We start from the raw sequence: 22297 nt of genomic DNA, 5'->3' as shown, positions 1-22297 counted from the left end.
TAAAGAGGGATTATTTTGCGTTTTTTAGCAGTTAAGTGACTACTGGTTATTTTCTTTGATTTTCCATAGTCTCCACCAAGGAGTTCCTGGTGAATCATGATGCTCAAAATGGTAACCAAAAAAGTAACAGGAAATAAATGCCCACAGATGATTTTTTGATTGGGAACGGGAGTGATGTTTGTTATCAGACGCTCCTTTGTGCGGGATGTATGTTCCGAAATAGAATAATTGTAAGGTAGAAAGAATAGCAGGGACCATCCAAAAAACAATGAGGTTTTCTGTAGGTAAGAAGAGCTTGAGAATATTGAAGGTTATAGCCATCAATAAGACTTGCCATACAGTTACGTACTGTCTGATAAAGCTTAGGTACCAAATAAAGAAATTACCGGAAGCGTGATAATCAGGGTCTTTGTCAGTAGCAACGTAGCGATGGTGTTCATGATGTTTTGGGAAAAGTTTCCAGTAAAAGTTATAGGAAAAAAGGATTGCCGAAATCCAACCCAGCGTATGATTTAATTTTTTATGAGGAGATACTACACCGTGCATCGCATCGTGGGCAGTAATAAATAAGCCGGTGTACAAGTGCATTTGTAACAGGACTGCAACATAAACTAAGGGATTGTCCCAGGAAAACTCCCAACGCAGTAAGATGACCAGCAATATTGCCCATGAAAAAATAATGGATAGGGCTATTGCCGTTCCTTTAGAGCCAATGGAATCGGAAGTTTGAGTTGCTAAAGAGGACATATTTTGGTTGTACTGCGGTGATTTCAGAAAGTCTGCAATCTGTTTTTGACTTCTTCCATTAACCACATGGGTGTAGATGTAGCCCCACATATACCCACTGTATCATTTTCGTTAAACCAAGCTTTATCAACTTGGTCGGAGTTGGATACAAAATAAGTATTGGGGTTTTTATCTTTACATACGTTGTAAAGCACTTTTCCGTTGGAGGACTTAGTGCCACTGACAAAAACGATTTTATCAAATTTATCTGCAAAATCTCTTAATTCTTTGTCTCTATTGGAAACTTGGCGGCAAATGGTATCATTGGTATTGACTGTGATACCTTTTTCACGAAGGATTTGATTGATTTCGTAAAATTTATCCGTGCTTTTGGTGGTCTGACTGTAAAGTGTCAGATTTTTTGGTAAAGCATCCAAGTCTAATTCACTGATGTCTTGGAAAACTACAGCATTGTTGCTTGTCTGACCGAGCAGGCCAATAACTTCTGCATGTCCATGCTTGCCGTAAATATAAATCGTCTCGTCTTTATCGTAAGAGTTTTTGATTCTGTTTTGTAGTTTCAAAACCACAGGACAACTCGCATCAATCAAAGTGAGGTTATTGTGGATGGCAAGCTCATAGGTAGATGGAGGTTCACCGTGTGCGCGAATCAATACTTTTTCATCCCGCAAGTTTCGGAGCTGATCATGGTCAATGATCCTAAGACCTTTATTGGTAAGTCTATTAACTTCCTCATCATTATGGACGATATCTCCTAAGCAGTACAAGTATCCCTGTTCTTCTAGTATTTCTTCGGCCATTTCAATTGCATAAACAACGCCAAAGCAAAAGCCCGAATGTTGGTCTATATACACACGCAAATTCATCATATGCTAGAAACTTTGGATATTTGAAAATTGTTTTTCAATCTGTTAACTCAAATATAATTAATGTATCCTAAGAATTTTAACTAAAACCTAATTTCATCCCAAAATAGGTTCCGATCAATAGAGAAATCTTTTTGGTGTTTGGAATACGGATTCTTTCGTGTGTAATGGTTTCGGCAGGCAAACCCTTGATTTTGTCAAACAGTTTTTGGTAGTACAGATACGCCACTTTCACTCCCAATTTGGCTCCTTTTGGTAGTTGGTTAATGCCAATAAGAGCTTCATCAAAATCTTTCTGTATATCCTCTTCTATTAAAACCTTGGCAGATTTGTCGAATGACATAAAGTCTACTCCAGGGAAATAGACTCGGCCACGTTCTTCGTAATCACTCTTGATATCTCTTAGGAAATTGACTTTTTGAAAAGCAGCTCCCAGCTTGCAAGCGGGTTCCCGAAGGCGCAGGTATTCGCTCTGATCTCCTTCTACAAATACTTTCAGGCACATCAATCCAACTACTTCGGCAGAACCATAGATGTATTCATTGTACTTAGAGTCATTGTAGGTTTTAAAGTCCAAATCCATCTCCATACTTTTCAAAAATGCCTCGATCAAATCTAAATCAATTTGATATTGATTGACAATCAATTGAAAAGCATGAAGTACAGGATTGAGAGAGATACCTTTTGCTATGGATTCATAGGTGTCTTTTTTAAAGTCTGCCAGTAAAGACTTTTTATCCTGATCGTGAAATGTATCCACGATTTCATCAGCGTACCTGACAAAGCCATAAATGGCATAAATGGGAAGATGAAACTTTTTGTCGAGGGTTTTGATACCCAAGGTGAAGCTGGTGCTATACCGTTGTGTGATCAGTTTACTGCACTCGAAAGTTGTATCATCGTAGAGTTTTTTAGCATCCATACCCTCAATATACCAATTAGTTTATAATTTGTTTTCTTTCATCACTTCTTTTGAGACAACATGTCCGCTGATCAGTGAAGGAGGAACTCCTGGGCCTGGTACAGTTAACTGACCGGTGTAATATAGATTTCTGATTTTCTTATTCTTCAAAGAAGGTTTTAATATGGCCGTTTGGAAAAGCGTATTGGCAAGTCCATAGGCATTTCCTTTGAATGCATGGTAGTCACTTTTAAAGTCCTTGTGGGCATAGGATCGCTTGTATATGACATGATCTCGTACATTTTGGCCAGTCAATTTCTCTAGCCTGTCCATGATAATATCATAGTATTTTTCACGCATTTCTTCTGAATCATCCAAATCAGGAGCAAGAGGTACCAATAAAAATAGGTTTTCCATACCTTCCGGAGCTACTGTTGCATCTGATATAGATGGAACGGAAGCATAAAACAAAGGTTTTTCTGGCCATCTTGGATTTGTATAAATGGCATCTGCATGTGGCCCTAAAGGCTCATCAAAGAAAAGGTTGTGATGTCTTAAGTTCTTTAGCTTTTTGTTGACACCGAGGTAAAACAATAAACTCCCAGGGGCCATAACTCTTTTATCCCAGTATTTGGCATCGTAGTTTCTGTATTCAGGAGCCAATACGTGTTGATCTATGTGGTGGTAGTCTGCACCAGCTACCACTACATCTGCTGCATATTTTTTTCCATTCTTGGTTAGTACTCCAGTTGTCACACCATTAGTTACTTCCAAGGAAACAACCTCTGCATCGTATTGGAATACAACCCCTTTTTCTTCTGCCAAAGCCACCATCCCTTCAATGATTTTATGCATGCCTCCATCAGGATACCACGTTCCTAAAGCAATATCAGCATAGTTCATCAAGGAATAGAGCGCTGGGATATTATCGGCTGTTTCTCCCAAAAACAGAACAGGAAACTCCATCAGACGGATAATTTTATCCTCTTTAAAGAATTTTCTTACGTGCTTGGACATGGACTGAAAAATGTCCATTCGAAGCATATCCGCTAATAATGCGGGACTGGCAAATTCCAAAAGACTTCTGCTTGGTCTATAGACCAAGTCCTTAATACCAACCTCATATTTATATGCGGCTTGTTTTAAAAACTCATCCAGCTTAGGGCCGACGCCAGGCTCGATGCGTTCGAGCATAGTTCTGAATTCGTTAAGATCCGCAGGGATATCCAAAAAGTCATTTTCGCCAAATACTACAGTATAGGATGGGTCTAGTCTTTTGAGCGTATAATAATCTGAGGGCTTTTTGCCGAAATTTGCAAAGTAACTTTCAAATACATCTGGCATCCAATACCAACTTGGCCCCATATCAAAGACAAAACCCTCGGATTCGAACTTGCGAGCTCTACCACCGGGGGTTGTATTTTTTTCTAATAAGGTAACTTGGTATCCGTTGTGTGCCAAATGAGTTGCTGCTGATAGTCCTGCAAATCCTGAACCTATCACAACTACATTTTTTTTAGACATAAAATCAATTTTTGTGTTGATACACGTGTAAATCTTCTTTCAACAGTTTTCTAGCAATATGTATTCTATTTTTAACAGTTCCTATTGGAATGTTTAATTTTTCGGCAATTTCATGATATTTAAAACCCTTGTAATGCATCATGAATGGAACTTTGTAAACATCATCTAGTTTTTCAATGGCGCTGTAAATGTCATCCATAGTGAAGTCACCATATGCATTATTCTCTACCAAGGTATCACCTGAATTCAAGTAATGAAGGTTATCAGTAGTATCTACAAAAGTACCTCTTCTTACCATTCGTTGATAGTTGGTAATAAAAGTATTTTTCATAATGGTGTACAACCATGCCTTAAGATTTGTCCCTTCCGTAAACTTATCTTTATTAGTAAATGCCTTTACCATTGTGTCCTGAAGCAAATCGTTTGCATCATCTGTATCTCTGGTAAGTTTGAGAGCGAAAGGCTTCAAAGAACTTGATAATTTGTTTAACGAGTAACTGAATTCTAGAGTTGTCATGGCTTCTATCATTTTGTTTAATCAAATGTAGTGAAACTTAAACAACTTCCAAACATTTTGTCTAATAAAATTTAAAAAAACTTAAACAAAAGTAAGATTTTTGAAGTGGTAATCGCTTATTATGTCCATTTATACACGTTTAAAGACGGTTTAGATCAAAAAAAAACGGATTTAAAAAAATCCGTCTTGTTTAATCTTTTGTTTAATTATTTCAACTATTTCTCTTGAAGTACCTGATTGATTTCTTGCAAATATTCCTTTAGACTGCGTAGATAGTATAGCGGTGTTACATTTTTAGGGAATTTAAAATCTTGACCCACTACCTGATAACCTGATACAATGATAGTGGACTGCGGGAAGTTTTCTGCAAGATTGTCCACGTAGTTTTGGACAAATTCTGTAGAAGGTGATGTAGTAATCACTGTCATCAAAAACTCTGGCTTGTGTAATTTGTAAACAGAGAACAGATCTTCACTTGGCGTGCTTTGACCCAAGTAGAGTACTTTGTGTCCACTTAATTTGATTAAATAACAAGCAAATAGGATGGAAATTTCATGTAACTCCCCCTCAGGTAAAAATAAGAGGAATTTTTTACCTCCGCCTTTGTACACTTGCCCGTCAATAGCTACGATTAGTTTTTGTCGGACCAAGTTGCTTATGAAATGTTCTTGAGCAGGGTTAATAGCGCCTGTTTGCCAAAGAACTCCAATTTTGGACATAAACGGATAAATGATATTCATCATAGTCTGTTCAAATCCTAACTTGAGAATATTGGTTGATAGTATTTTGTCAAATCGCTCCTCATCCATTTCAATCATGCTTAATGTCATGGCATGTATCTGATCATCATGAGTCAACGTTCTGTCCGTCAATTTAACGACTTCCTCTCTCATCTCATGATCTGTCATATTGGCTATCTTACTAATTTTGTAACCGTTATCATTTAGTAAGGCTACATTTAGTATAAGCTTCAAGTCATCATCATCGTAATACCTGATATTGGTATCCGTCCGTTTGGGCATCAACAAATTGTATCGTTGTTCCCACACACGAAGTGTATGTGCTTTTATACCAGATAGCTGCTCGAGGTCTTTGATTGAATAGGTACTCACGTTACTTACTTTTAAAGTATTTTTTTGGAACTATAAATAAACCGAAGGAAACCGCATCATTTTTTTTATTAGTGGCATGATGTGCTTGATGTGCTTTGAATATACCTAAAAGCCATTTGCTTCGAGGTCTCTCAAACCACTTAAACCTTCTGTGCACCAATACATCGTGGATGAAGAAATAACTCATCCCATAAATACTGATTCCAGCGCCCATCCAAAATCTGTAATCCAATTCTCCGACACCTAACAAGATCAATACAATGGCAATGGAGCCAAATAGTAATGAGAATACATCGTTAAGTTCAAAAAAGGATTTGGAAGGCTCATGATGGGTTTTGTGTATGGACCAAAGAGGGCCATGCATAAGATATTTATGAATGAACCAACCCGCCAATTCCATGGACAAAAAACCCAAAATTGTAAATATTACTGCATACATTACAAACATAACTTTGATTCGATTAGATTGTTCAAGGGCCCTACAAGATAAAATTGAGGGCAGCGAAGAAGATTACCAAATGAATTAAAAGATAGGTTGAGAGCGAGTTATCTTTTTGGAATGACCCAAAATGGTAGATCAATTGAATTAAAAAGGAGACACCTATCCAACCTAAGTAGTTGGACAAAGGAATAATCCCTCCATCCCATGTCCAAAAATCAAGCGCTACAGCTACGGGTTCAATCAAATAATCTATTCCTGTCATCACTAATGCCCCAATAAAGGAAGCTACAACCTTATTTGAAATATACTTTTTGACTAATTGTCCGCTAGTGTAAATCAATAAAAACCAGTTTACTCCAATCATCAAAGGTACTTCCCATAGTTTGACTCCTAATACGGGACCATAGATGTAATTACCAAAAGGAAACCCTGTATGAACACCCGAAACTTCAGAAAGAAAGCCTATGGAAAAGGCTGCTAATGCAAATACTATAAAGGATGTATTCCAGTCTCGATGAAATAGTAATAATATCCCTAAACTAAATAATAGATGAATGGGCGTTAATGCTTGGAAAATAGTTCGCACACTGGGAATAGCCATCCCTACGATTCCAACTATATAAACAACTGTCAGTACAAATTTGACGGTGTTTTGTTTTTGCCTCAGTTTATTGATCATAGTAGGGGTTTCTTTTTCCGCAATTCGAGTCATGTCTCCGTCGTTTTTTTCCTGTCATTTAACAACACTCCCGTATATTTGTTGAGTAATCTGGTAGATAAACTCATTCAACGCGTAAAAATATGTATTTATACAATGTGACTGTCAATGTTGAGAAAGAAATGGAAAAAGAGTGGTTGGATTGGATGAAATCTGAACACATTCCGCATGTGCTCGCCACAGGTATGTTTGTGGAAAACAAACTTTTCAAAATCATGCACGATTCCGAGGATGGCAGCTTAAATTATTCTGTACAGTATTTTGCTGATAGCATGGAAAATATCATGAACTATCAGCAAAACTTTGCGCCAAAACTTCAGGCAGATACTCAAAATCGGTACGGAGACCGTTTGGTAATTTTTAGAACGTTGTTAAAGTTGGTTTGAAAAGAAGACTGTTTGATGGATTGTAACCATCAAACAGTCTTTGTATGTTTACTTTGAAGGTGTGTAGGCATCCCGGTATTTACTCCAGATCTCGTAAATGGGATTTCCCGTGGAGCTTAAGCCTGAATGATGCCACTCATTGTCAATTACTTCAAAATCAAAACTTAACGATGCTCCTACTCGGCTATCATCCCTGGAGAAAAAAGTAATGCTTTCAATGTATTTTCCATTTTCAGCAGCATAGGTTCCACCTCCTGTACCCATAAATTCCTTTGTTGCTGAATTAAATGCGATCCATTGAAATCTTCCTCCTGTCAAAATTTTGACGGTTCTTCTGTCTCCAGGTGTACTTCTTCTGATTTCACCCTCAGACTTTCTTCCGGTAAAAACCCAGTTGGCTGTCAAGGCATCATTTCTAGTTCCTATTTTTCGCCAAACTTCCTGTACAGGCTGACCATCAATCGTTTTGGAAAGCAATAGTTGATCATCCTTTAACTCAAATCCATAGGATACCGTGGTGCCTACCGATTCGGGATCTAGTGTATAAAAATCGAGTGTTTCAATGTATTGATTCCCTTCAATTTTTATATCTCCGCCTCCGGCACCTAAAAATTTATCACCATCCATTAATTTAGCCCCAAACGCAAAATATCCATCTTGTATCAGTTTTATATATTCTGCATTGGTAATCTCTTGCCCATTTTGGTGCGTGAGTTTCCAAGCGCCTTCTATGCTTTGTGCGAATAGGATGGACCCCAAAAACAACATTGGAATGATCAATAGCTTTTTCATACAGTAGTTTGATAAATGTTTATATGCTAAATTACAGTTTAATAAATGCTTATGAAAACATATTTCCTTGGACGGAACAAATCAGAAGTTCAGAGTTTTCTTCCCAACTTACGCATACAAAAAATTAAGGTTGGCCAATATCAACTGGGTATTGTGCGAATAGAGGAGCAAATCTTTGCCTTTGAGATCCAATGTCCCCATAGAAAAGCAGATCTTACTCAGGGTCGAATCACCCAGTATGAGGAAGTGGTTTGTCCTTTACATGAATACAGGTTTGATCTTCAAACTGGGCAGGTAAAAGCAGGAACTTGCCCAGATTTGAAAGTATATGCCTGTAGGTTGTTGGATAGTGGATTAGAGGTCGACGTTCCTCAAATGTGAGTTTTGTGTTCCAGTGTCTCACGTTCCGGACGCTGCTATTAAGTATCACGACCCCCTCATAAGACTTTGTACATACTTTTAAGTCTAAATCCTGTCTGAAGGAATTCAAGTCTACCCTCTAAAATCTAAAAATCTTAGTTAGCCCCTCCTTTGTTAAGTCACGACACTCGTCTCTCGCATCTCGCCTCATCCTTCCTTCTTCACACGTTTAATAAAGCTTACTTCCATCCGGTACTTTTTGATCAACGGTCATCAATACCACATGACCTTCATTATTGTTCACTCCTGTGACAAGAACCTCTGACATAAAGTCTGCGATTTGTTTGGGAGGAAAATTACACACACACAAAACCTGCTTTCCGATTAGCTCTTCTGGCTGGTAGACTTGAGTGATTTGTGCAGAAGATTTTTTAATTCCCAGTTCACCTAGGTTGATCCATAATTTATAGGATGGTTTTTTGGCTTTTTCAAAGATTTCACAACGTTCGATTGTGCCAATTCGGAGCTCAATTCTTTGAAAATCACTAAAGTCAATCGTTTGCATTCGAGAATTAATTTTTATACTTTTGGAAACCTTACACGAAAATAAGTGTTAAATAGTATATAACTCACCAAATCTATGAACTCTCTTAATAAAATCGAACTTAAATATTTCTTTGCTCTTTCGAGTTTTATATTTTTCGGTTTTTTGATGAGCGGCAATACATTGGCCCAAAGCGATAAAGATAGGAATATGCCAGATGTTCCTAAAAGTGCAGATGTGGTTAATTTTGAAACAGTAGATGCTTCTTATGTTGAAGGAAAAGATGGTATCGGTTCCAAGCCTGCTCCAGCAAAAATTCCTGCAGCTACTCCTTCAGCTCCAGTAGTGAAAAAAGAAAACCCATTGTTTAAGCAAGGAAGCGACAAAGAGCAAGTCAAAAAGGAAAGTATGTCTACGTTATCATTTAATCTTTTCCTTTACATTGTTGATAAATTTAGAGAAGATTAAAAATATTAAACCTAAAATACTCATTGCGAAGGAGGCCGAAATGGCCTCTTTTTTTATGCTAATTTCTTTAGTTTGGAAATCAAATCCCAAACAACAATTCCTAAGCTGACTGAAATATTTAAGGAGTGCTTGGTTCCAAGTTGGGGAATTTCAATGACCCGATCGGCAGCAGAGATGATAGATTCTTCTACTCCAAAAACTTCATTGCCGAATACTAAAGCATATTTCTCATTTTTGGTCACCTCAAATTGATCCAATGGTACAGATACATCTACTTGTTCGATGGCACAAACCATGTATCCATCATTTTTTAATCGTTGAACTGCTTCAAGTGTATTTGCTGCATACTCCCAATTTACAGACTCTGTAGCTCCCAGTGCTGTTTTTTGGATTTCCCGATGTGGAGGGGTTCCTGTAATACCACACAAAATAATCTTTTCTACCAAAAAAGCATCTGAGGTCCGGAAAGCAGAGCCTACATTATTTAAGCTTCGCACATTATCCAAAACGATGACGATGGGTGTTTTTTCAACTTTTTTGAATTCCTCTACACTGAGTCTGTTCAATTCGTCCATACTTAATTTTTTCATGTGTTTTTGTTTAGGCTGATGATATGCTGTAATTTCAGGCTTTATTCCATGTCAAAATTAGCAGAAAGATTTTAAATAGGTTGAAATGGCCAAAGCAAAGGAAGTAAAAGAAACCCCCTTGATGAAGCAATACAATGCGATCAAAGCAAAACATCCGGGAGCCTTGTTGCTTTTTCGAGTAGGGGATTTCTATGAAACATTCGGGGAAGATGCAGTTACTGCAAGTAAGGTATTGGACATTGTTTTGACGAAGAGAGCCAATGGAGCGGCTTCCCATATTGAATTGGCAGGCTTTCCTCATCACTCGTTGGATACCTACCTGCCAAAATTAGTCAGAGCAGGCAACCGTGTGGCTATTTGTGATCAACTAGAAGATCCCAAAGAAGTCAAAGGAATTGTGAAAAGGGGAGTCACTGAGTTGGTGACACCTGGCCTTTCTTTCAATGATAATGTGTTGGACAAGCGAAAAAACAATTATTTGGCTTCCATTGCATTTTCAAAGGACTTGTTTGGTATTGCCTTTTTAGACTTATCCACTGGCGAATTTATGGTGGCAGAGGGTAGTGAGTCCTACGTAGAAAAGCTGATTCAATCCTTTGCTCCCGCAGAAATTATCTATTCCAAGGCTTTCAAGCAACAGGCGCAGGAGATGTTAAAAGAAAACTTTTCCACCTTTCATTGCGAAGATTGGGTGTATCAGTATGACTATACCTACGAAAAACTAACCAATCACTTTGCAACTTCTACGTTGAAGGGCTTTGGCATTGAAAACCTTTCCCAAGGGATCATTGCTGCTGGTGCGGTGTTATTTTACCTGGAAGAAACCGAACATAAGGAAGTCAAACATATTGCTTCCATTGCTAGGATTGCAGAGGAAAAGTATGTTTGGCTGGATAAATTTACGGTCCGTAATTTGGAGTTGGTGTATTCTCCCCAAGATGGAGGCATTCCATTGATTACGATTTTGGATCAGAGCATTACTCCGATGGGTTCCCGTATGATGCGTAAATGGCTTGTACTCCCGCTAAAAGAAAAAGACCCCATTGATGAGCGACTAAAAGTCGTAGAATATTTTTATCAGCAAGAAGAGTTGGTGGAGGATATTATGCAACATTTAAAGCAAATAGGAGATTTGGAGCGATTGATCTCTAAGGTAGCGGTAGCCCGCATCAATCCTAGAGAAATGAATCAGCTGAAGAAGGCTTTAAAAAATACCTTGCCCATCAAAGATGCTTTGAAGAATACAGCCAATGACTCGCTCAAAAAATTGGCAGATCAAATTCATAGTTGTGAGTTTTTGTTGGAAAAAATCGAACGGGAATTGATGGAGGATGCGCCCATGCTTGTGCATCAGGGCAATATCATCAAGAGTGGAGTGGATGAAGAATTGGATGAGTACCGGGGGTTAGCCAATCAAGGGAAAGATTACTTAGTCGCCTTGCAGCAACGGGAAACACAGCGCACCGGAATAAGCTCACTTAAGGTGGCATTCAATAAGGTTTTTGGGTACTATTTGGAAGTCACGAATGCGCATAAGGACAAAGTTCCGCAGGAATGGATTCGAAAGCAAACGCTTGTGAATGCCGAACGCTACATCACACCGGAGTTGAAGGAGTACGAAGAGAAAATCTTGAATGCAGAAGACCGAATGATTGCGATTGAGCAAAGGTATTTTAATGAATTGGTTCAGGATGCTTCCGAATATGTTGTGAATATTCAGCAAAATGCCAGAGTTTTAGCGACAGTGGATTGCCTCATTTCTTTTGCTCGTGTGGCCAAATCAAATAATTATGTGATACCGAAAATTTCGGATACGGATACCTTGGAAATCAAGGATGGGAGACATCCAGTGATCGAGCGTCAACTTCCTGTAGGAGAGCCCTATATTCCCAACGATATTTATCTAGATAACGACAGTCAACAAATCATCATCATCACTGGCCCCAATATGGCAGGTAAATCAGCGCTACTTCGTCAGACTGCTTTGATTGTGTTGATGGCACAGATGGGAAGCTTTGTGCCAGCAAGTTATGCACGAATTGGCATCATTGATAAAGTCTTTACCAGGGTGGGTGCTTCTGATAATTTATCTAAGGGGGAGTCCACATTTATGGTGGAAATGACTGAGACGGCTAGCATTTTAAATAACCTTTCGGATAGAAGTTTAGTTTTAATGGATGAGATCGGAAGAGGTACCTCCACTTACGATGGGATCAGTATAGCTTGGTCTATTGTGGAGTATTTACACAATCATCCGAAATACCGTGCAAAAACATTGTTTGCCACGCATTACCATGAACTCAATCAGCTAGCCACTGATTTTAAGAAGATCAAAAACTTCAATGTTTCGGTCAAGGAGGTAGGTAATAAAGTGATATTTATGAGAAAACTCAAAGAGGGTGGTAGCGAACATAGTTTTGGTATTCATGTGGCACAAATGGCTGGTATGCCCAATCCTGTTGTCCTCAGGGCATCCGAAATTATGACTCATTTAGAAAAAGATAAGGCTATGTATCAATCTTCTGATCGACTGAAAGATATTCCAAAAAATAATTATCAACTCAGTTTGTTTGAGATAGATCCTAAATTTAAAGAAGCACAGGAAATAATTAAAGCGATAGATATCAATACTATTTCACCTATTGAGGCCTTATTAAAGTTAAATGAAATCAAGAAAAAACTCGATTAATTTGCTATCTTTATTTAGATTTTCCTTAGTTTTAATTTTTAATAAGCTATGAAAGAGTCATTGATACAAGACTTGCAAAGGCAAGATAAATATGCCGTATATTTTAGGGAATGGCAGGAAAGAGAATTTGTTCCAAATTCGGATGAACAACAACGTTTGGCTAATCTTGAATTAACAGCACAACATATTGGTCTAAAAGAGGGGTTGGTCATTGCTTGCTTTGATTATCGGGAACTCAAACTTGCATTTTATACAGATAATGTGGAGGAAATCACCGGATATCCAGCGTCTTTTCTTAAAAATAAAGGAATGGAAGCCGGTCTTGGTATGATCCATCCAGATGATTTGCCTGAGTTGTTTCGATTTCAAAAAATTGTTTTTGACACCTGGCATACATTGACTTCCAAGGAAAAGGAAAGCTTTGAGTGGACGTATACTGTCCGATGGGTGCATAAGGATACAAAGGTGGTCAAGTGGTTTTTTGCAAGGGTACGCCCTTATCTCGTCGACCAAAATGGAAATATAGTGATAGATCTGCATCTGATCGTAGAGCTTACCACTCCCCCACAAACTACAAGTTATGATTGGAGTTTTTCCTACACATCCAAAGACGGAACGAAGGTTTTAAGTACACGTACGGAGCCAAAAATCAATGTGAACCTGACTAAAAAAGAAAAAATGGTGGCCAAGCTGCTGATGGAAGGCTTTAACTCAGAGGAGATTGCTCAAAAACTTTATATTGCCATAAATACAGTGTATACGCACAGAAAAAATATCCTTAAAAAGCTGGGTGCAAAAAATACTCCCGAAATGCTGAAAATTCTTTTTGCGAATAGCCTGCAGTAAGATCTTGAAAATCAATTTCAAGGCTGTTTTACTTAAAAAAAGATAAAAAAAAATTATTGGCACGTTTTGCAAATATAGAAAAGAGGTATACATTTGCACTCACAATTGACAAAGACACAAGGTTGAAGTCAGAAAAGCGAGAGTAGCTCAGTTGGTAGAGCACGACCTTGCCAAGGTCGGGGTCGCGAGTTCGAATCTCGTCTCTCGCTCCAAATAAGGCCCTTGAGAAGAGGGCTTTGTTATTTCAAAGCACACGCTCTAGCAGTAGAGTAAGCCGGGATGGTGGAACTGGTAGACACGCAAGACTTAAAATCTTGTGACCATTAGGTCGTGCGGGTTCGATTCCCGCTCCTGGTACAAAAGCTTCGTAGAAATGCGAGGCTTTTTTGTTTGATGGCATTCCAATCGTTTTTTTTAGCTTTGTATTCTAACTACCTCTAGCCTATATGCCCTACCGCTATTTCGTCATCTACAAACCCTTTGGAATTCTTAGTCAGTTTAGTGGGGATCAGGAAACCTTAAAAGACGTATTCAATTTTCCTCCCGAGGTGTATCCAGTTGGCCGCTTGGATAAGGATAGTGAGGGATTACTTTTAATTACCGATGATAAGGCCTTGAACAATTTTCTGTTACATCCTGTATTTGGGCACAAAAGAAGTTACCTGGTGCAAGTAGAAGGCGTTCCTACCCAAGAGGAAGTGCAGGCATTGGAAAATGGGGTAGAAATCACCGTAGATGGCAAGCAATACAAGACTAAGAAGGCATTTGCCAAGATATTGGAAGCTATACCGGTTTTGCCAGAAAGAAATCCCCCCATTCGTTTCCGTAAGTCAGTACCTGATAGTTGGATCTCTTTAAGCTTATTGGAAGGTAAAAATCGGCAGGTACGGAAAATGACAGCAGCGATAGGCTTTCCAACCCTACGCTTGGTCAGGTGGTCGATGGAAAACCTGACGATCGAGGGATATGAAGTAGGGGAAGTAAGGGAATTTACACAAGAAGAAATTTATAAATTGCTGAATACTTCGGAGAAGAAGATTCAAAATACTAAAAAAGGTTCTGAAAAAAAGCTTTCATACAATCCTTCGGTCAAACGAAGACGTTGAAATGTTAATTATTCTTACCTTTTATCAAGAACCGCATCGCTAAATTGTCAGAAAAAGCAAATTATTCTAATTTAGGCGGGTAATTTGCATATAGGTTTAATACAGCGCATTTGCATCAGAGAATTTCATAGAAGAAAATAAATAATTCATGCATCAGGAGAAAATCCAACAAGCGATTGAAGAAGTAAAAAAAGTAGTGGTAGGTCAGGACAGAATGATCAATCGACTGCTGATAGGTTTATTTACCAATGGACACATTTTGCTAGAGGGTGTACCTGGATTGGCAAAAACGCTTACCGTTAATACATTAGCAAAAGTCTTGCACTTAGATTTTAAGCGGATTCAATTCACCCCAGATTTGTTGCCAGCAGATTTGGTCGGTACCATGATTTATAATCAGCAAGAGGCTAACTTTGAGGTCAAAAAAGGGCCTATTTTTTCCAATATCATCTTGGCGGATGAGGTCAACCGATCTCCTGCCAAGGTTCAATCCGCACTTCTGGAAGCCATGCAAGAAAAGCAGGTGACGATTGGTGAGACTACTTTTCAATTGGATAGACCCTTTTTGGTACTTGCTACGCAAAACCCAGTTGATCAGGAAGGTACGTATCCATTGCCCGAAGCACAGGTGGATAGATTTATGATGAAGGTTCATATTGACTATCCCTCCAAAGCGGATGAAATGGAAGTCATGAGACGCATGGCAAATATGTCGTATACATCTGATGTACAAGCTATACTTTCCAAAGAAGATATTTTTGCTATCCGCAATCAAATCAATGAAGTGAAAATTGCAGAGCCTTTGGAGAATTATATCATCGAATTGGTTTTTGCTACCCGTTTTCCTGAACAATACGGCATGAAGGAAGAAGCAAAATATATTCAATTTGGTGTTTCCCCAAGAGCCAGTATCAACTTAAATTTGGCTGCACGGGCAGTTGCGTACATGGACAAGCGGGACTATGTTTTGCCCGAGGATATCAAAGCTATTGCCGAAGATGTTTTGAGTCATCGAATTATTCTCAATTATGAGGCAGAAGCTGATAACGTAAGTACCCGAGATTTGGTCAAACGCTTCTTGGATAAAATTCCCATTAACAAATCCGTAACAATCAAATAAGAAGTCTTTTTGTATAAAAAGCACGCTTTTTGAGTTTGATTAATTTTATAGCCATTACAATGTTAAAAAATTGTAATGGCTATATTTTTTTGATAGGTACTAATTAATGAATTGATAATTTTTCATACCCACTCAAGTAACATTTGCTGATGACCTTTGTGGCGTTCGTAAAAAACACGCTGTACAAAGAGAACATCCAATGAAAAAGAATTTACTCATAACATTTCTACTCGTTCTAGTTGGGTCTACTGCAATGGCCCAATCTGGATCACTGAGAGGAGTAGTAAAAGATGCCCGAACGGGAGAAACCATTATCGGCGCCAACGTCCGCCTAGAAGGCACCTCTTATGGAGTTGCAACAGGTTTAGATGGGGATTTTGAAATTTCACGAGTAGAGCCTGGAAAATACACGGTTCTCATTTCCTTTATCTCCTTCAAATCCCTCAAGTTTGAGGATATCCAAATTTACTCTGAAAAAGTGACAGTTTTGGATGTAGAATTAGAAGAAGATTTAGGTGACTTAGGAGAGGTTGTTGTATTAGCCTCTCGAGAAACTGGATCCAATGTGGCGGTTGTTTCTGAAATCAGGAAATCTCTTCAAGTAGTATCTGGTATTTCTGCCGATCAAATTAAACTTTCGCAGGATGGAAACGCTGCTCAAGTAATGAAGCGCGTTTCTGGAGTAAGTATTGTAGACAACAAATTTGTAAGAGTAAGAGGGGTAGACGATCGATACAATGTGGTCATGATCAATAATTCTGTTGCTCCAACTACTCAAATTGACAAGAGAACATTCTCTTTTGATTTGATTCCTAGTGACAACTTGGATAGAATGTTGATTTACAAATCAGCGTCACCTGAGGTCCCGGGAGATTTTGCTGGTGGAATGATTAAGGTATTTACCAAAAATGCCCCAGATGAAGATTTTTTCAATATCAGCATAGGAACCGGATTTAGACAAAACACTACATTTAGACAGCATGCACAGACAGGTGGCTCGCGTACAGACTGGTTAGGTTTTGATAGCAGTAGGGGATTGCCAGAGACTTTTCCTACCACAGATCAGTTGCTTTCTGTAGGTGCTGGAAATCCATTAAGAGCACAGGCAGGTCAGCAGTTGGATAACAACTACCGAATGGACACCACGAATGCATCTCCTAATGCAAGTTTTGGGTTTGCTTTTGGAAAGAATTGGAGTGTATTTGGAAAACGACTTTCTACGATAACAAGTGCATCTATTTCTCAGGAATATCAATATTTCTTAGCTGACAGAAGCAGATATTTTTTTCCTGAGCCAGGTCGTCCTACCGAAAAAAGAGATGAGTATTTTGATAACACCTATCAAAAAACCAATGAAGTTGGCTTAATGTCCAATTGGATGCTTCGATTAAATGCTTCCAATAAAATTGAGTTTAGAAACTTGTTCAATATCAACGGTCAAAGTGAAACGATTGTCAGAACAGGTGCTGACTTTGTGCAAAGACCTGATGGAGCACAGGATTATTCTTTCCGATACGAGTCTAAGCGATTGTTTTCCAGTCAACTAGAAGGGACACATCTTTTTAGTGATGAGTCTGCAAAATTAAACTGGGTATTGGGATATAACCAACTGTACCACGAGGAGCCTGATTTCAGAAGGTTAAGAACACGTATTGTTCAATCGGGTGCTGAAAAAGAATTTGTAATCATTGCGCCTCCAAGTTCTAGCCCTCAGGATTTGGGTAGATACTATGGGTATGTAAATGAGTTTGGGTATGTCAATGGAGTGAATTTTGAAAAGAAATTTGCTGGTGTTGAAAAAGACCGGCCAAGAATCCTCAGAGCTGGTTATTTGATAGATTACAAGGAGCGAGATTTTTCTGCTCGATACATCACTACTTTTTTCCCAGGATTCCATAATCAAGAAGTGGGAGAGCAGTTGCTTAGACAACCAATCTATCAAGCATTTGCACCTGAAAATTACAGACAGGGTGACGGATGGTTGGTACAAGAGGGTACACGTCCTTCTGATGCATATGATGCAAGCACCCTCGTAACTGCAGGTTATCTTGGAGCTGTTTACCCAATTGCTGATTTCAATTTATCAGGCGGTCTTCGAACAGAATACTCTGTTCAGACAGTAGCCTCGGGAAATGATGTAGGCCCTATCAATGTTGAAAACATAGAATTAGCTTATTTACCCTCTCTTAATATTGACTATAACATCAATAAAAAATCATTGGTAAGAGCTGGCTACGGCAAGACAGTGAATAGACCTGAGTTTCGTGAGTATGCCCCTTTCTTATATTATTCATTTGAGATGATTGCTGGGATGTTTGGAAATGCAAATCTTCAAATGGCACGGATTGATAATATTGATTTACGCTATGAGTTTTATCCAAATGAAGGAGAGACGATCTCTATTGGAGGCTTTTACAAGTATTTTAAAAATCCTATCGAAATGGTACAGGGGAATGTAACGGAAACCCTGCTTTTTACTTATGATAATGCCGTTGATGCTACTACCTATGGCGCTGAGGTAGAGGTTAGAAAATCTCTAGGAACTGTCACTTCTGCTCCTATTCTTAAAAACCTTTCTTTCAATATGAATGCTTCCTTGGTATGGTCGGAAGTCTTTTTGGGAGAAGATGTAATATTTGAATCTAATAGGCGTGCATTGCAGGGGCAATCTCCATACATGGTCAATGCAGCTGTGTATTACATCGATCCTGTCACTGATTTTTCTGCAAGTTTAGCATACAACGTCCAAGGACCAAGAATTTTTGTAGCGGGTAATACAAACTTCCCCTCGATTTACGAGCTAGAAAGACATGTGGTAGACCTAACCGTAAGCAAAACATTCAAGGATAGGACTACGCTGAAGTTTGGCATTCAAGATCTCTTCAACTATCAATATAGATTTTATCAGGATTCCAATTTTGATACTAAAATTGATCGCTCAATCGATGATCCAATGTTTCTCTGGAGAAAAGGATCTCTGTATAGTATTTCTCTTAGCTACAGAATCAAGTAAATAACAAACTAAACTTTATACTTAATTTAAAACTAATGAAAAATTTCAACACCTTGATGAGGACGTTTCTTGCCTTAGCAGTCGCTTTGGTAATGTTCTCTTGTGGCGAGGATGAAACTCCCTCAACCACATTTACGCTTAGCGTACTTTCCCTTCCTTCACAAGGAGGTACCGTAGAGCCAGGCACAAGTCAGCAAACTGAAAATGCAAATGTAACCCTTACTGCTACTCCTGCTGCTGGTTGGAAGTTTGTTCGTTGGGAAGGGGATGCTTCTGGCACTAATGCGAGCACTTCTATCACGATGAACTCAAATAAAGCCGTAGTAGCAGTATTTGAAGAGGAAAGTAATATCGTAGTTCTTACAGGTAACCTTACAACCAGAACGTTAACAAATGATCGTCAGTATTTGATCTCAGGTCAGGTATTTGTTCCAGACGGTGTGACCGTGACTATTCAGCCTGGCACTATCATTTTTGGAGAGAAGAGAACCAGAGGAACTCTTGTAGTAGATAGAGGAGGTAAGTTGATAGCCAAAGGAACTAGAGAAAACCCAATTGTCATGACATCTGCTCAGGAACCTGGTGAAAGAGATAGAGGTGATTGGGGTGGATTGGTAATCTTAGGTAAAGCAAGAACTAATCAAGCTAATCCCGCAATTGAAGGTATCGAACCATTGAGAAACTTTGGTGGTGATGATGACAACGATTCATCTGGTGAATATGAGTTTCTTCGTGTTGAATATGCAGGTATCGAATTGACTCCAAACAACGAAACAAACTCTATCACGATGGGTGGTGTTGGAAGAGGCACCAAAATGGAGCACTTGGTTGTTTCTTATGGTGGTGATGACGGTTTTGAGTGGTTTGGTGGAAACGTTGATGGGAAATATTTGGTATCCATCTCTACCTGGGATGATGACTTTGATGTGGATTTCGGCTATTCTGGTAACGTTCAGTTCGGTCTTGCTGTAAGAAATCCATTCTTCGCAGATCAGTCCCAATCCAATGCGTTTGAGTGCGATAACGGGCCTAATGATAATGATGTTCAGCCATACACGACTGGTACTTTCTCAAATATCACTGTATATGGTCCAAGAGATCGAGTAAACAGATCTATTTCTGCTAACAATGTTCAGATGATCGACTTAAGAAGAAGAACAGCAGTTTCTATTTTCAACTCTGTATTTACTGGTTTCCCAGTGGGATTGAGATTTAATACAGCATCCGTTACAGAGCAGTATAGAGCTGGAAGAGGAGTATTGGAAAATAATATCATGTTATATCCAAACGTGGCTTTTGCTGCTGGTGGTGGTGCAGCTGTTGCTGATGTAGAAGATATCTGGACGGCTAAAAACCAAACTGTAGCAGTACCAGGTGTGGATGCAGATTGGGAAGGCTTCTACAGAGGATATGGTTTAAATCCAGAAAACTTCTTTGCAAGATTTACGCTTCAAACGTATCCTAGTAATCCAAACTTTGCTCTACTACCAAATGGTACTTTAGCGGCAGGTGCAGATTTTACTAATCCTAAGCTAGGGAATTTCTTTGACAAAACAGTTCCTTATATCGGTGGATTCGGAGCCAGTGACTGGACAGACGGATGGGTTGATTTCAATCCATTGAATAGAAATTATGCTCAGTAAATATTGATACACATAAACTTTAAAGCTTGCCGGATTGCTCAAGGTCAATCTGGCAGGCTTTTTTAGTAGATTCCAACATTTATGAAGCTTTACGTATCCATAATTCTGATACTTGTATTGGCAGGATGTCAATCCAAAGATCCTTATAGCCCTTCGACACACCTTTCTAATCAAGAACAGCAGCAGTTACTTCTTTCAACTGTCCGCTATTTTGGTCATCTACCTAAAAAAGGTACTCACGAGAATAAGTTTGACGATGTTTTTGATGAATATTATTCTAAGCTGGTAGCAGATTATACCCTTGAAGCTTACAGCCCACAGGAATTGTATGAATATTACATGGTTTCAAGAATTGCTCCCTCCATCAAACAGAAAAAAGTGGCCCTTGCTATTCGGGTACGGCGAGACGCCGATGGTACAATTGATTATTATGAGGAACTATTCCGAACATGGAAATTTGAAATTCCTGAAATGTTGGAAAAGAGTATGATGCTTTTTGATCTATTGATTAAAGGCGAAGATTTAAGCCCTTATTATCCTCAAAATTCTGGAGAAGAAGAATACATCGAGTTTCCTGATGATCGAACCTATTTCGATATTGAACAGCGACAATGGAGGCTTTATGCTGTTGAGGAAAATTCAGAAATCATAGATTTAATCCAAGAATAGGTCTGAATTAACCAAAAAATACCTAATTCTAGGTATTTTTTTACTTGTCTTCCATCGCTAAGTTTGCAACGGGTGAACAAACAATTTTTTAATCAATAAAAAAAGGGCCAATATTTTTTGGCTCTTTTTTTATAGCCTTAAAATTCGCACAGCGCCTTGCATCACTAGCAAAAACACAATTCCCCCAACAATTAGATCTGGGACAGCAGATCCCGACCATAGTACGGCCAAACCTGCGATGATAACCCCGGTATTGATGATGATATCATTGGAGGTGAAAATCATACTTGCCTGCATATGGGCTTCAGTACTTTTACTTTTTTGTAAAAGATATAAGCAGTAGGCATTGGCAACTAATGCAAAAAATGACACGACTATCATCCAAAGGAAATCCGGTGTATTCTCCATACCACTAAACCTCCTGATTACTTCAGAAAAGCCAATGATAGCCAATAAGATTTGAAATATACCAGCTATTTTTGCGACGTTTTGCTTGGTTTTAAGCGCTTTTCCTACCGCCATCAAAGCCAATCCATACACAATGGCATCGGCCAACATATCCAAGCTATCAGCAATCAAACCCATGGATTTTGCCAATACCCCAGCGACGCTTTCAATCACAAAAAAGCCAAAATTGATTCCTAGGACTATCCAAAGAAGTTTGCGTTCCTGTGGTACTTGAGGGATGGAGGTAGCCGATACTTCAATTGTTTCAACCCAAGTGCTCCCGAGATTTAAAGTTTGTAACTGTTTTTCAATCAGTTCAAAATCAGCTATATAATAAACCTCCAATTTCCGGTTGGGGATATCGAAAATCAGCTGCTGTATAGAGGAGATAGAGGAAAGCTTCATCCGAATCATTGTTTCTTCAGAGGGGCAGTCCATTTGGGATATCAGAAAGGTAGCCTTATACATTTTAGGGCATTTTTACGCAATATAAACAAGATTTTGAAGCTATCTTTGGCTTTATTATTCCAATGCTATGTTTGATAGTCCCGATTATCCTTTGTCGCTGCAAGAGTCCGTATTTGAATCATGGTTGGAAAAAGGCCGCTCTTCCGTTATGCCTTATACCTACTTGCTGATTGTATGGGATGAACTCGAAAACAACTATTTCCCAGTATATGTAGAAACCCGCGCAGAAATCAACTCCTACAGTAAGTATGGGACTAGTCCGGAGCGACAAACCATGATTGCTGCTTACGACTTGTTTTCTGAATCGAGAGTAGCTTAGATGAAATTTC

Annotated in this window: 23 protein-coding genes and 2 tRNA genes; 13 read left to right on the top strand and 12 right to left on the bottom strand. The window is 38.8% G+C overall.

The annotated features are described in order from the left end of the window. Window positions 1-39: 39 nt before the first annotated feature. From IPZ59_RS03500 to IPZ59_RS03465, 8 genes are all read right to left on the bottom strand, one after another. Window positions 40-747: a fatty acid desaturase gene (locus IPZ59_RS03500; protein ID WP_236138499.1), complete on the bottom strand. Its 708-nt coding sequence runs from the start codon at window positions 745-747 to the stop codon at window positions 40-42. Window positions 748-770: 23 nt separating this feature from the next. Then, the gene (locus tag IPZ59_RS03495; RefSeq protein WP_236138498.1) at window positions 771-1616 is read right to left on the bottom strand and encodes a 4-hydroxy-3-methylbut-2-enyl diphosphate reductase; all 846 of its coding nucleotides are present in this window, start codon (window positions 1614-1616) and stop codon (window positions 771-773) included. A 76-nt stretch (window positions 1617-1692) separates the two neighbouring features. Next, window positions 1693-2535: a phytoene/squalene synthase family protein gene (locus IPZ59_RS03490; protein ID WP_236138497.1), complete on the bottom strand. Its 843-nt coding sequence runs from the start codon at window positions 2533-2535 to the stop codon at window positions 1693-1695. 21 nt (window positions 2536-2556) lie between these two features. Then, window positions 2557-4038 carry a phytoene desaturase family protein gene (locus IPZ59_RS03485; RefSeq protein ID WP_236138496.1) on the bottom strand — a complete coding sequence of 494 codons (1482 nt, stop codon included), beginning with the start codon at window positions 4036-4038 and terminating at the stop codon, window positions 2557-2559. 4 nt (window positions 4039-4042) lie between these two features. Then, window positions 4043-4555 (bottom strand): RNA polymerase sigma factor, encoded by a 513-nt coding sequence (locus tag IPZ59_RS03480; protein ID WP_236138495.1) that lies wholly within the window; start codon window positions 4553-4555, stop codon window positions 4043-4045. Window positions 4556-4770: 215 nt separating this feature from the next. Continuing rightward, a complete protein-coding gene (locus IPZ59_RS03475; protein WP_236138494.1) occupies window positions 4771-5667 on the bottom strand; it encodes a MerR family transcriptional regulator in 897 nt (298 codons plus the stop codon). Window position 5668: 1 nt separating this feature from the next. Beyond that, the gene (locus IPZ59_RS03470; protein ID WP_236138493.1) at window positions 5669-6115 is read right to left on the bottom strand and encodes a sterol desaturase family protein; all 447 of its coding nucleotides are present in this window, start codon (window positions 6113-6115) and stop codon (window positions 5669-5671) included. 31 nt (window positions 6116-6146) lie between these two features. After that, the gene (locus tag IPZ59_RS03465; protein ID WP_236138492.1) at window positions 6147-6821 is read right to left on the bottom strand and encodes a carotenoid biosynthesis protein; all 675 of its coding nucleotides are present in this window, start codon (window positions 6819-6821) and stop codon (window positions 6147-6149) included. Between the two features lie 89 nt (window positions 6822-6910). Between IPZ59_RS03465 and IPZ59_RS03460 the strand changes: the two genes are divergently transcribed. Beyond that, window positions 6911-7213, top strand: coding sequence for a DUF4286 family protein (locus IPZ59_RS03460; RefSeq protein WP_236138491.1), 303 nt, complete (start codon window positions 6911-6913; stop codon window positions 7211-7213). Window positions 7214-7261: 48 nt separating this feature from the next. Here the strand turns inward: IPZ59_RS03460 and IPZ59_RS03455 are convergent, their stop codons facing one another. Continuing rightward, window positions 7262-8005 carry a hypothetical protein gene (locus IPZ59_RS03455; protein WP_236138490.1) on the bottom strand — a complete coding sequence of 248 codons (744 nt, stop codon included), beginning with the start codon at window positions 8003-8005 and terminating at the stop codon, window positions 7262-7264. A gap of 51 nt (window positions 8006-8056) precedes the next feature. On the opposite strand from IPZ59_RS03455, the gene IPZ59_RS03450 reads away from it, so the two are divergent. After that, window positions 8057-8386: a Rieske (2Fe-2S) protein gene (locus tag IPZ59_RS03450; RefSeq protein WP_236138489.1), complete on the top strand. Its 330-nt coding sequence runs from the start codon at window positions 8057-8059 to the stop codon at window positions 8384-8386. A 208-nt stretch (window positions 8387-8594) separates the two neighbouring features. Here the strand turns inward: IPZ59_RS03450 and IPZ59_RS03445 are convergent, their stop codons facing one another. Then, window positions 8595-8930, bottom strand: coding sequence for a tRNA-binding protein (locus IPZ59_RS03445; protein WP_236138488.1), 336 nt, complete (start codon window positions 8928-8930; stop codon window positions 8595-8597). Between the two features lie 75 nt (window positions 8931-9005). On the opposite strand from IPZ59_RS03445, the gene IPZ59_RS03440 reads away from it, so the two are divergent. Then, on the top strand, window positions 9006-9377 hold the full coding sequence (locus tag IPZ59_RS03440; RefSeq protein ID WP_236138487.1) for a hypothetical protein: 372 nt from the start codon (window positions 9006-9008) through the stop codon (window positions 9375-9377). 53 nt (window positions 9378-9430) lie between these two features. On the opposite strand, the gene IPZ59_RS03435 is transcribed toward IPZ59_RS03440, so the two are convergent. After that, the gene (locus tag IPZ59_RS03435) at window positions 9431-9967 is read right to left on the bottom strand and encodes an RNA methyltransferase (RefSeq protein ID WP_236138486.1); all 537 of its coding nucleotides are present in this window, start codon (window positions 9965-9967) and stop codon (window positions 9431-9433) included. 85 nt (window positions 9968-10052) lie between these two features. Between IPZ59_RS03435 and mutS the strand changes: the two genes are divergently transcribed. The 9 genes from mutS to IPZ59_RS03390 all read left to right on the top strand — a co-directional run bounded on the left by mutS (window position 10053) and on the right by IPZ59_RS03390 (window position 21053). After that, entirely contained in the window at window positions 10053-12656 is a 2604-nt protein-coding gene (gene mutS / locus IPZ59_RS03430; RefSeq protein ID WP_236138485.1) for a DNA mismatch repair protein MutS, read from the top strand. A 48-nt stretch (window positions 12657-12704) separates the two neighbouring features. Next, window positions 12705-13502 carry a LuxR C-terminal-related transcriptional regulator gene (locus tag IPZ59_RS03425; RefSeq protein WP_236138484.1) on the top strand — a complete coding sequence of 266 codons (798 nt, stop codon included), beginning with the start codon at window positions 12705-12707 and terminating at the stop codon, window positions 13500-13502. A gap of 136 nt (window positions 13503-13638) precedes the next feature. Next, window positions 13639-13714: transfer RNA gene (locus IPZ59_RS03420), tRNA-Gly, on the top strand. Between the two features lie 61 nt (window positions 13715-13775). Continuing rightward, window positions 13776-13859: transfer RNA gene (locus tag IPZ59_RS03415), tRNA-Leu, on the top strand. Between the two features lie 89 nt (window positions 13860-13948). Beyond that, complete coding sequence (locus IPZ59_RS03410) at window positions 13949-14608, top strand: pseudouridine synthase (RefSeq protein ID WP_236138483.1); 660 nt, start codon at window positions 13949-13951, stop codon at window positions 14606-14608. A gap of 148 nt (window positions 14609-14756) precedes the next feature. Continuing rightward, window positions 14757-15728 (top strand): AAA family ATPase, encoded by a 972-nt coding sequence (locus IPZ59_RS03405; RefSeq protein WP_236138482.1) that lies wholly within the window; start codon window positions 14757-14759, stop codon window positions 15726-15728. A 199-nt stretch (window positions 15729-15927) separates the two neighbouring features. Next, complete coding sequence (locus tag IPZ59_RS03400) at window positions 15928-18741, top strand: TonB-dependent receptor (RefSeq protein ID WP_236138481.1); 2814 nt, start codon at window positions 15928-15930, stop codon at window positions 18739-18741. A 35-nt stretch (window positions 18742-18776) separates the two neighbouring features. Continuing rightward, window positions 18777-20384 (top strand): InlB B-repeat-containing protein, encoded by a 1608-nt coding sequence (locus IPZ59_RS03395; RefSeq protein ID WP_236138480.1) that lies wholly within the window; start codon window positions 18777-18779, stop codon window positions 20382-20384. A gap of 81 nt (window positions 20385-20465) precedes the next feature. After that, a complete protein-coding gene (locus IPZ59_RS03390; protein ID WP_236138479.1) occupies window positions 20466-21053 on the top strand; it encodes a hypothetical protein in 588 nt (195 codons plus the stop codon). Between the two features lie 129 nt (window positions 21054-21182). Here the strand turns inward: IPZ59_RS03390 and IPZ59_RS03385 are convergent, their stop codons facing one another. Further along, entirely contained in the window at window positions 21183-21968 is a 786-nt protein-coding gene (locus tag IPZ59_RS03385; protein WP_236138478.1) for a cation transporter, read from the bottom strand. A gap of 67 nt (window positions 21969-22035) precedes the next feature. Between IPZ59_RS03385 and IPZ59_RS03380 the strand changes: the two genes are divergently transcribed. Then, a complete protein-coding gene (locus IPZ59_RS03380) occupies window positions 22036-22287 on the top strand; it encodes a hypothetical protein (protein WP_236138477.1) in 252 nt (83 codons plus the stop codon). Window positions 22288-22297: the final 10 nt, after the last annotated feature.

It is taken from the genome of Mongoliitalea daihaiensis (assembly GCF_021596945.1).
Lineage (GTDB): Bacteria > Bacteroidota > Bacteroidia > Cytophagales > Cyclobacteriaceae > Mongoliitalea > Mongoliitalea daihaiensis.
The sequence above is the reverse complement of the archived record's forward strand: the minus strand, read 5'-3'. Positions and strand labels throughout refer to the sequence as shown.

Coding starts and splice junctions, on each gene's coding strand:
- IPZ59_RS03500 (WP_236138499.1), bottom strand. CDS start 747: ATGTCCTCTTTAGCAACTCAAACTTCCGATTCCATTGGCTCTAAAGGA.
- IPZ59_RS03495 (WP_236138498.1), bottom strand. CDS start 1,616: ATGATGAATTTGCGTGTGTATATAGACCAACATTCGGGCTTTTGCTTT.
- IPZ59_RS03490 (WP_236138497.1), bottom strand. CDS start 2,535: ATGGATGCTAAAAAACTCTACGATGATACAACTTTCGAGTGCAGTAAA.
- IPZ59_RS03485 (WP_236138496.1), bottom strand. CDS start 4,038: ATGTCTAAAAAAAATGTAGTTGTGATAGGTTCAGGATTTGCAGGACTA.
- IPZ59_RS03480 (WP_236138495.1), bottom strand. CDS start 4,555: ATGACAACTCTAGAATTCAGTTACTCGTTAAACAAATTATCAAGTTCT.
- IPZ59_RS03470 (WP_236138493.1), bottom strand. CDS start 6,115: ATGTTTGTAATGTATGCAGTAATATTTACAATTTTGGGTTTTTTGTCC.
- IPZ59_RS03465 (WP_236138492.1), bottom strand. CDS start 6,821: ATGACTCGAATTGCGGAAAAAGAAACCCCTACTATGATCAATAAACTG.
- IPZ59_RS03460 (WP_236138491.1), top strand. CDS start 6,911: ATGTATTTATACAATGTGACTGTCAATGTTGAGAAAGAAATGGAAAAA.
- IPZ59_RS03455 (WP_236138490.1), bottom strand. CDS start 8,005: ATGAAAAAGCTATTGATCATTCCAATGTTGTTTTTGGGGTCCATCCTA.
- IPZ59_RS03450 (WP_236138489.1), top strand. CDS start 8,057: ATGAAAACATATTTCCTTGGACGGAACAAATCAGAAGTTCAGAGTTTT.
- IPZ59_RS03445 (WP_236138488.1), bottom strand. CDS start 8,930: ATGCAAACGATTGACTTTAGTGATTTTCAAAGAATTGAGCTCCGAATT.
- IPZ59_RS03440 (WP_236138487.1), top strand. CDS start 9,006: ATGAACTCTCTTAATAAAATCGAACTTAAATATTTCTTTGCTCTTTCG.
- IPZ59_RS03435 (WP_236138486.1), bottom strand. CDS start 9,967: ATGAAAAAATTAAGTATGGACGAATTGAACAGACTCAGTGTAGAGGAA.
- mutS (WP_236138485.1), top strand. CDS start 10,053: ATGGCCAAAGCAAAGGAAGTAAAAGAAACCCCCTTGATGAAGCAATAC.
- IPZ59_RS03425 (WP_236138484.1), top strand. CDS start 12,705: ATGAAAGAGTCATTGATACAAGACTTGCAAAGGCAAGATAAATATGCC.
- IPZ59_RS03410 (WP_236138483.1), top strand. CDS start 13,949: ATGCCCTACCGCTATTTCGTCATCTACAAACCCTTTGGAATTCTTAGT.
- IPZ59_RS03405 (WP_236138482.1), top strand. CDS start 14,757: ATGCATCAGGAGAAAATCCAACAAGCGATTGAAGAAGTAAAAAAAGTA.
- IPZ59_RS03400 (WP_236138481.1), top strand. CDS start 15,928: ATGAAAAAGAATTTACTCATAACATTTCTACTCGTTCTAGTTGGGTCT.
- IPZ59_RS03395 (WP_236138480.1), top strand. CDS start 18,777: ATGAAAAATTTCAACACCTTGATGAGGACGTTTCTTGCCTTAGCAGTC.
- IPZ59_RS03390 (WP_236138479.1), top strand. CDS start 20,466: ATGAAGCTTTACGTATCCATAATTCTGATACTTGTATTGGCAGGATGT.
- IPZ59_RS03385 (WP_236138478.1), bottom strand. CDS start 21,968: ATGTATAAGGCTACCTTTCTGATATCCCAAATGGACTGCCCCTCTGAA.
- IPZ59_RS03380 (WP_236138477.1), top strand. CDS start 22,036: ATGTTTGATAGTCCCGATTATCCTTTGTCGCTGCAAGAGTCCGTATTT.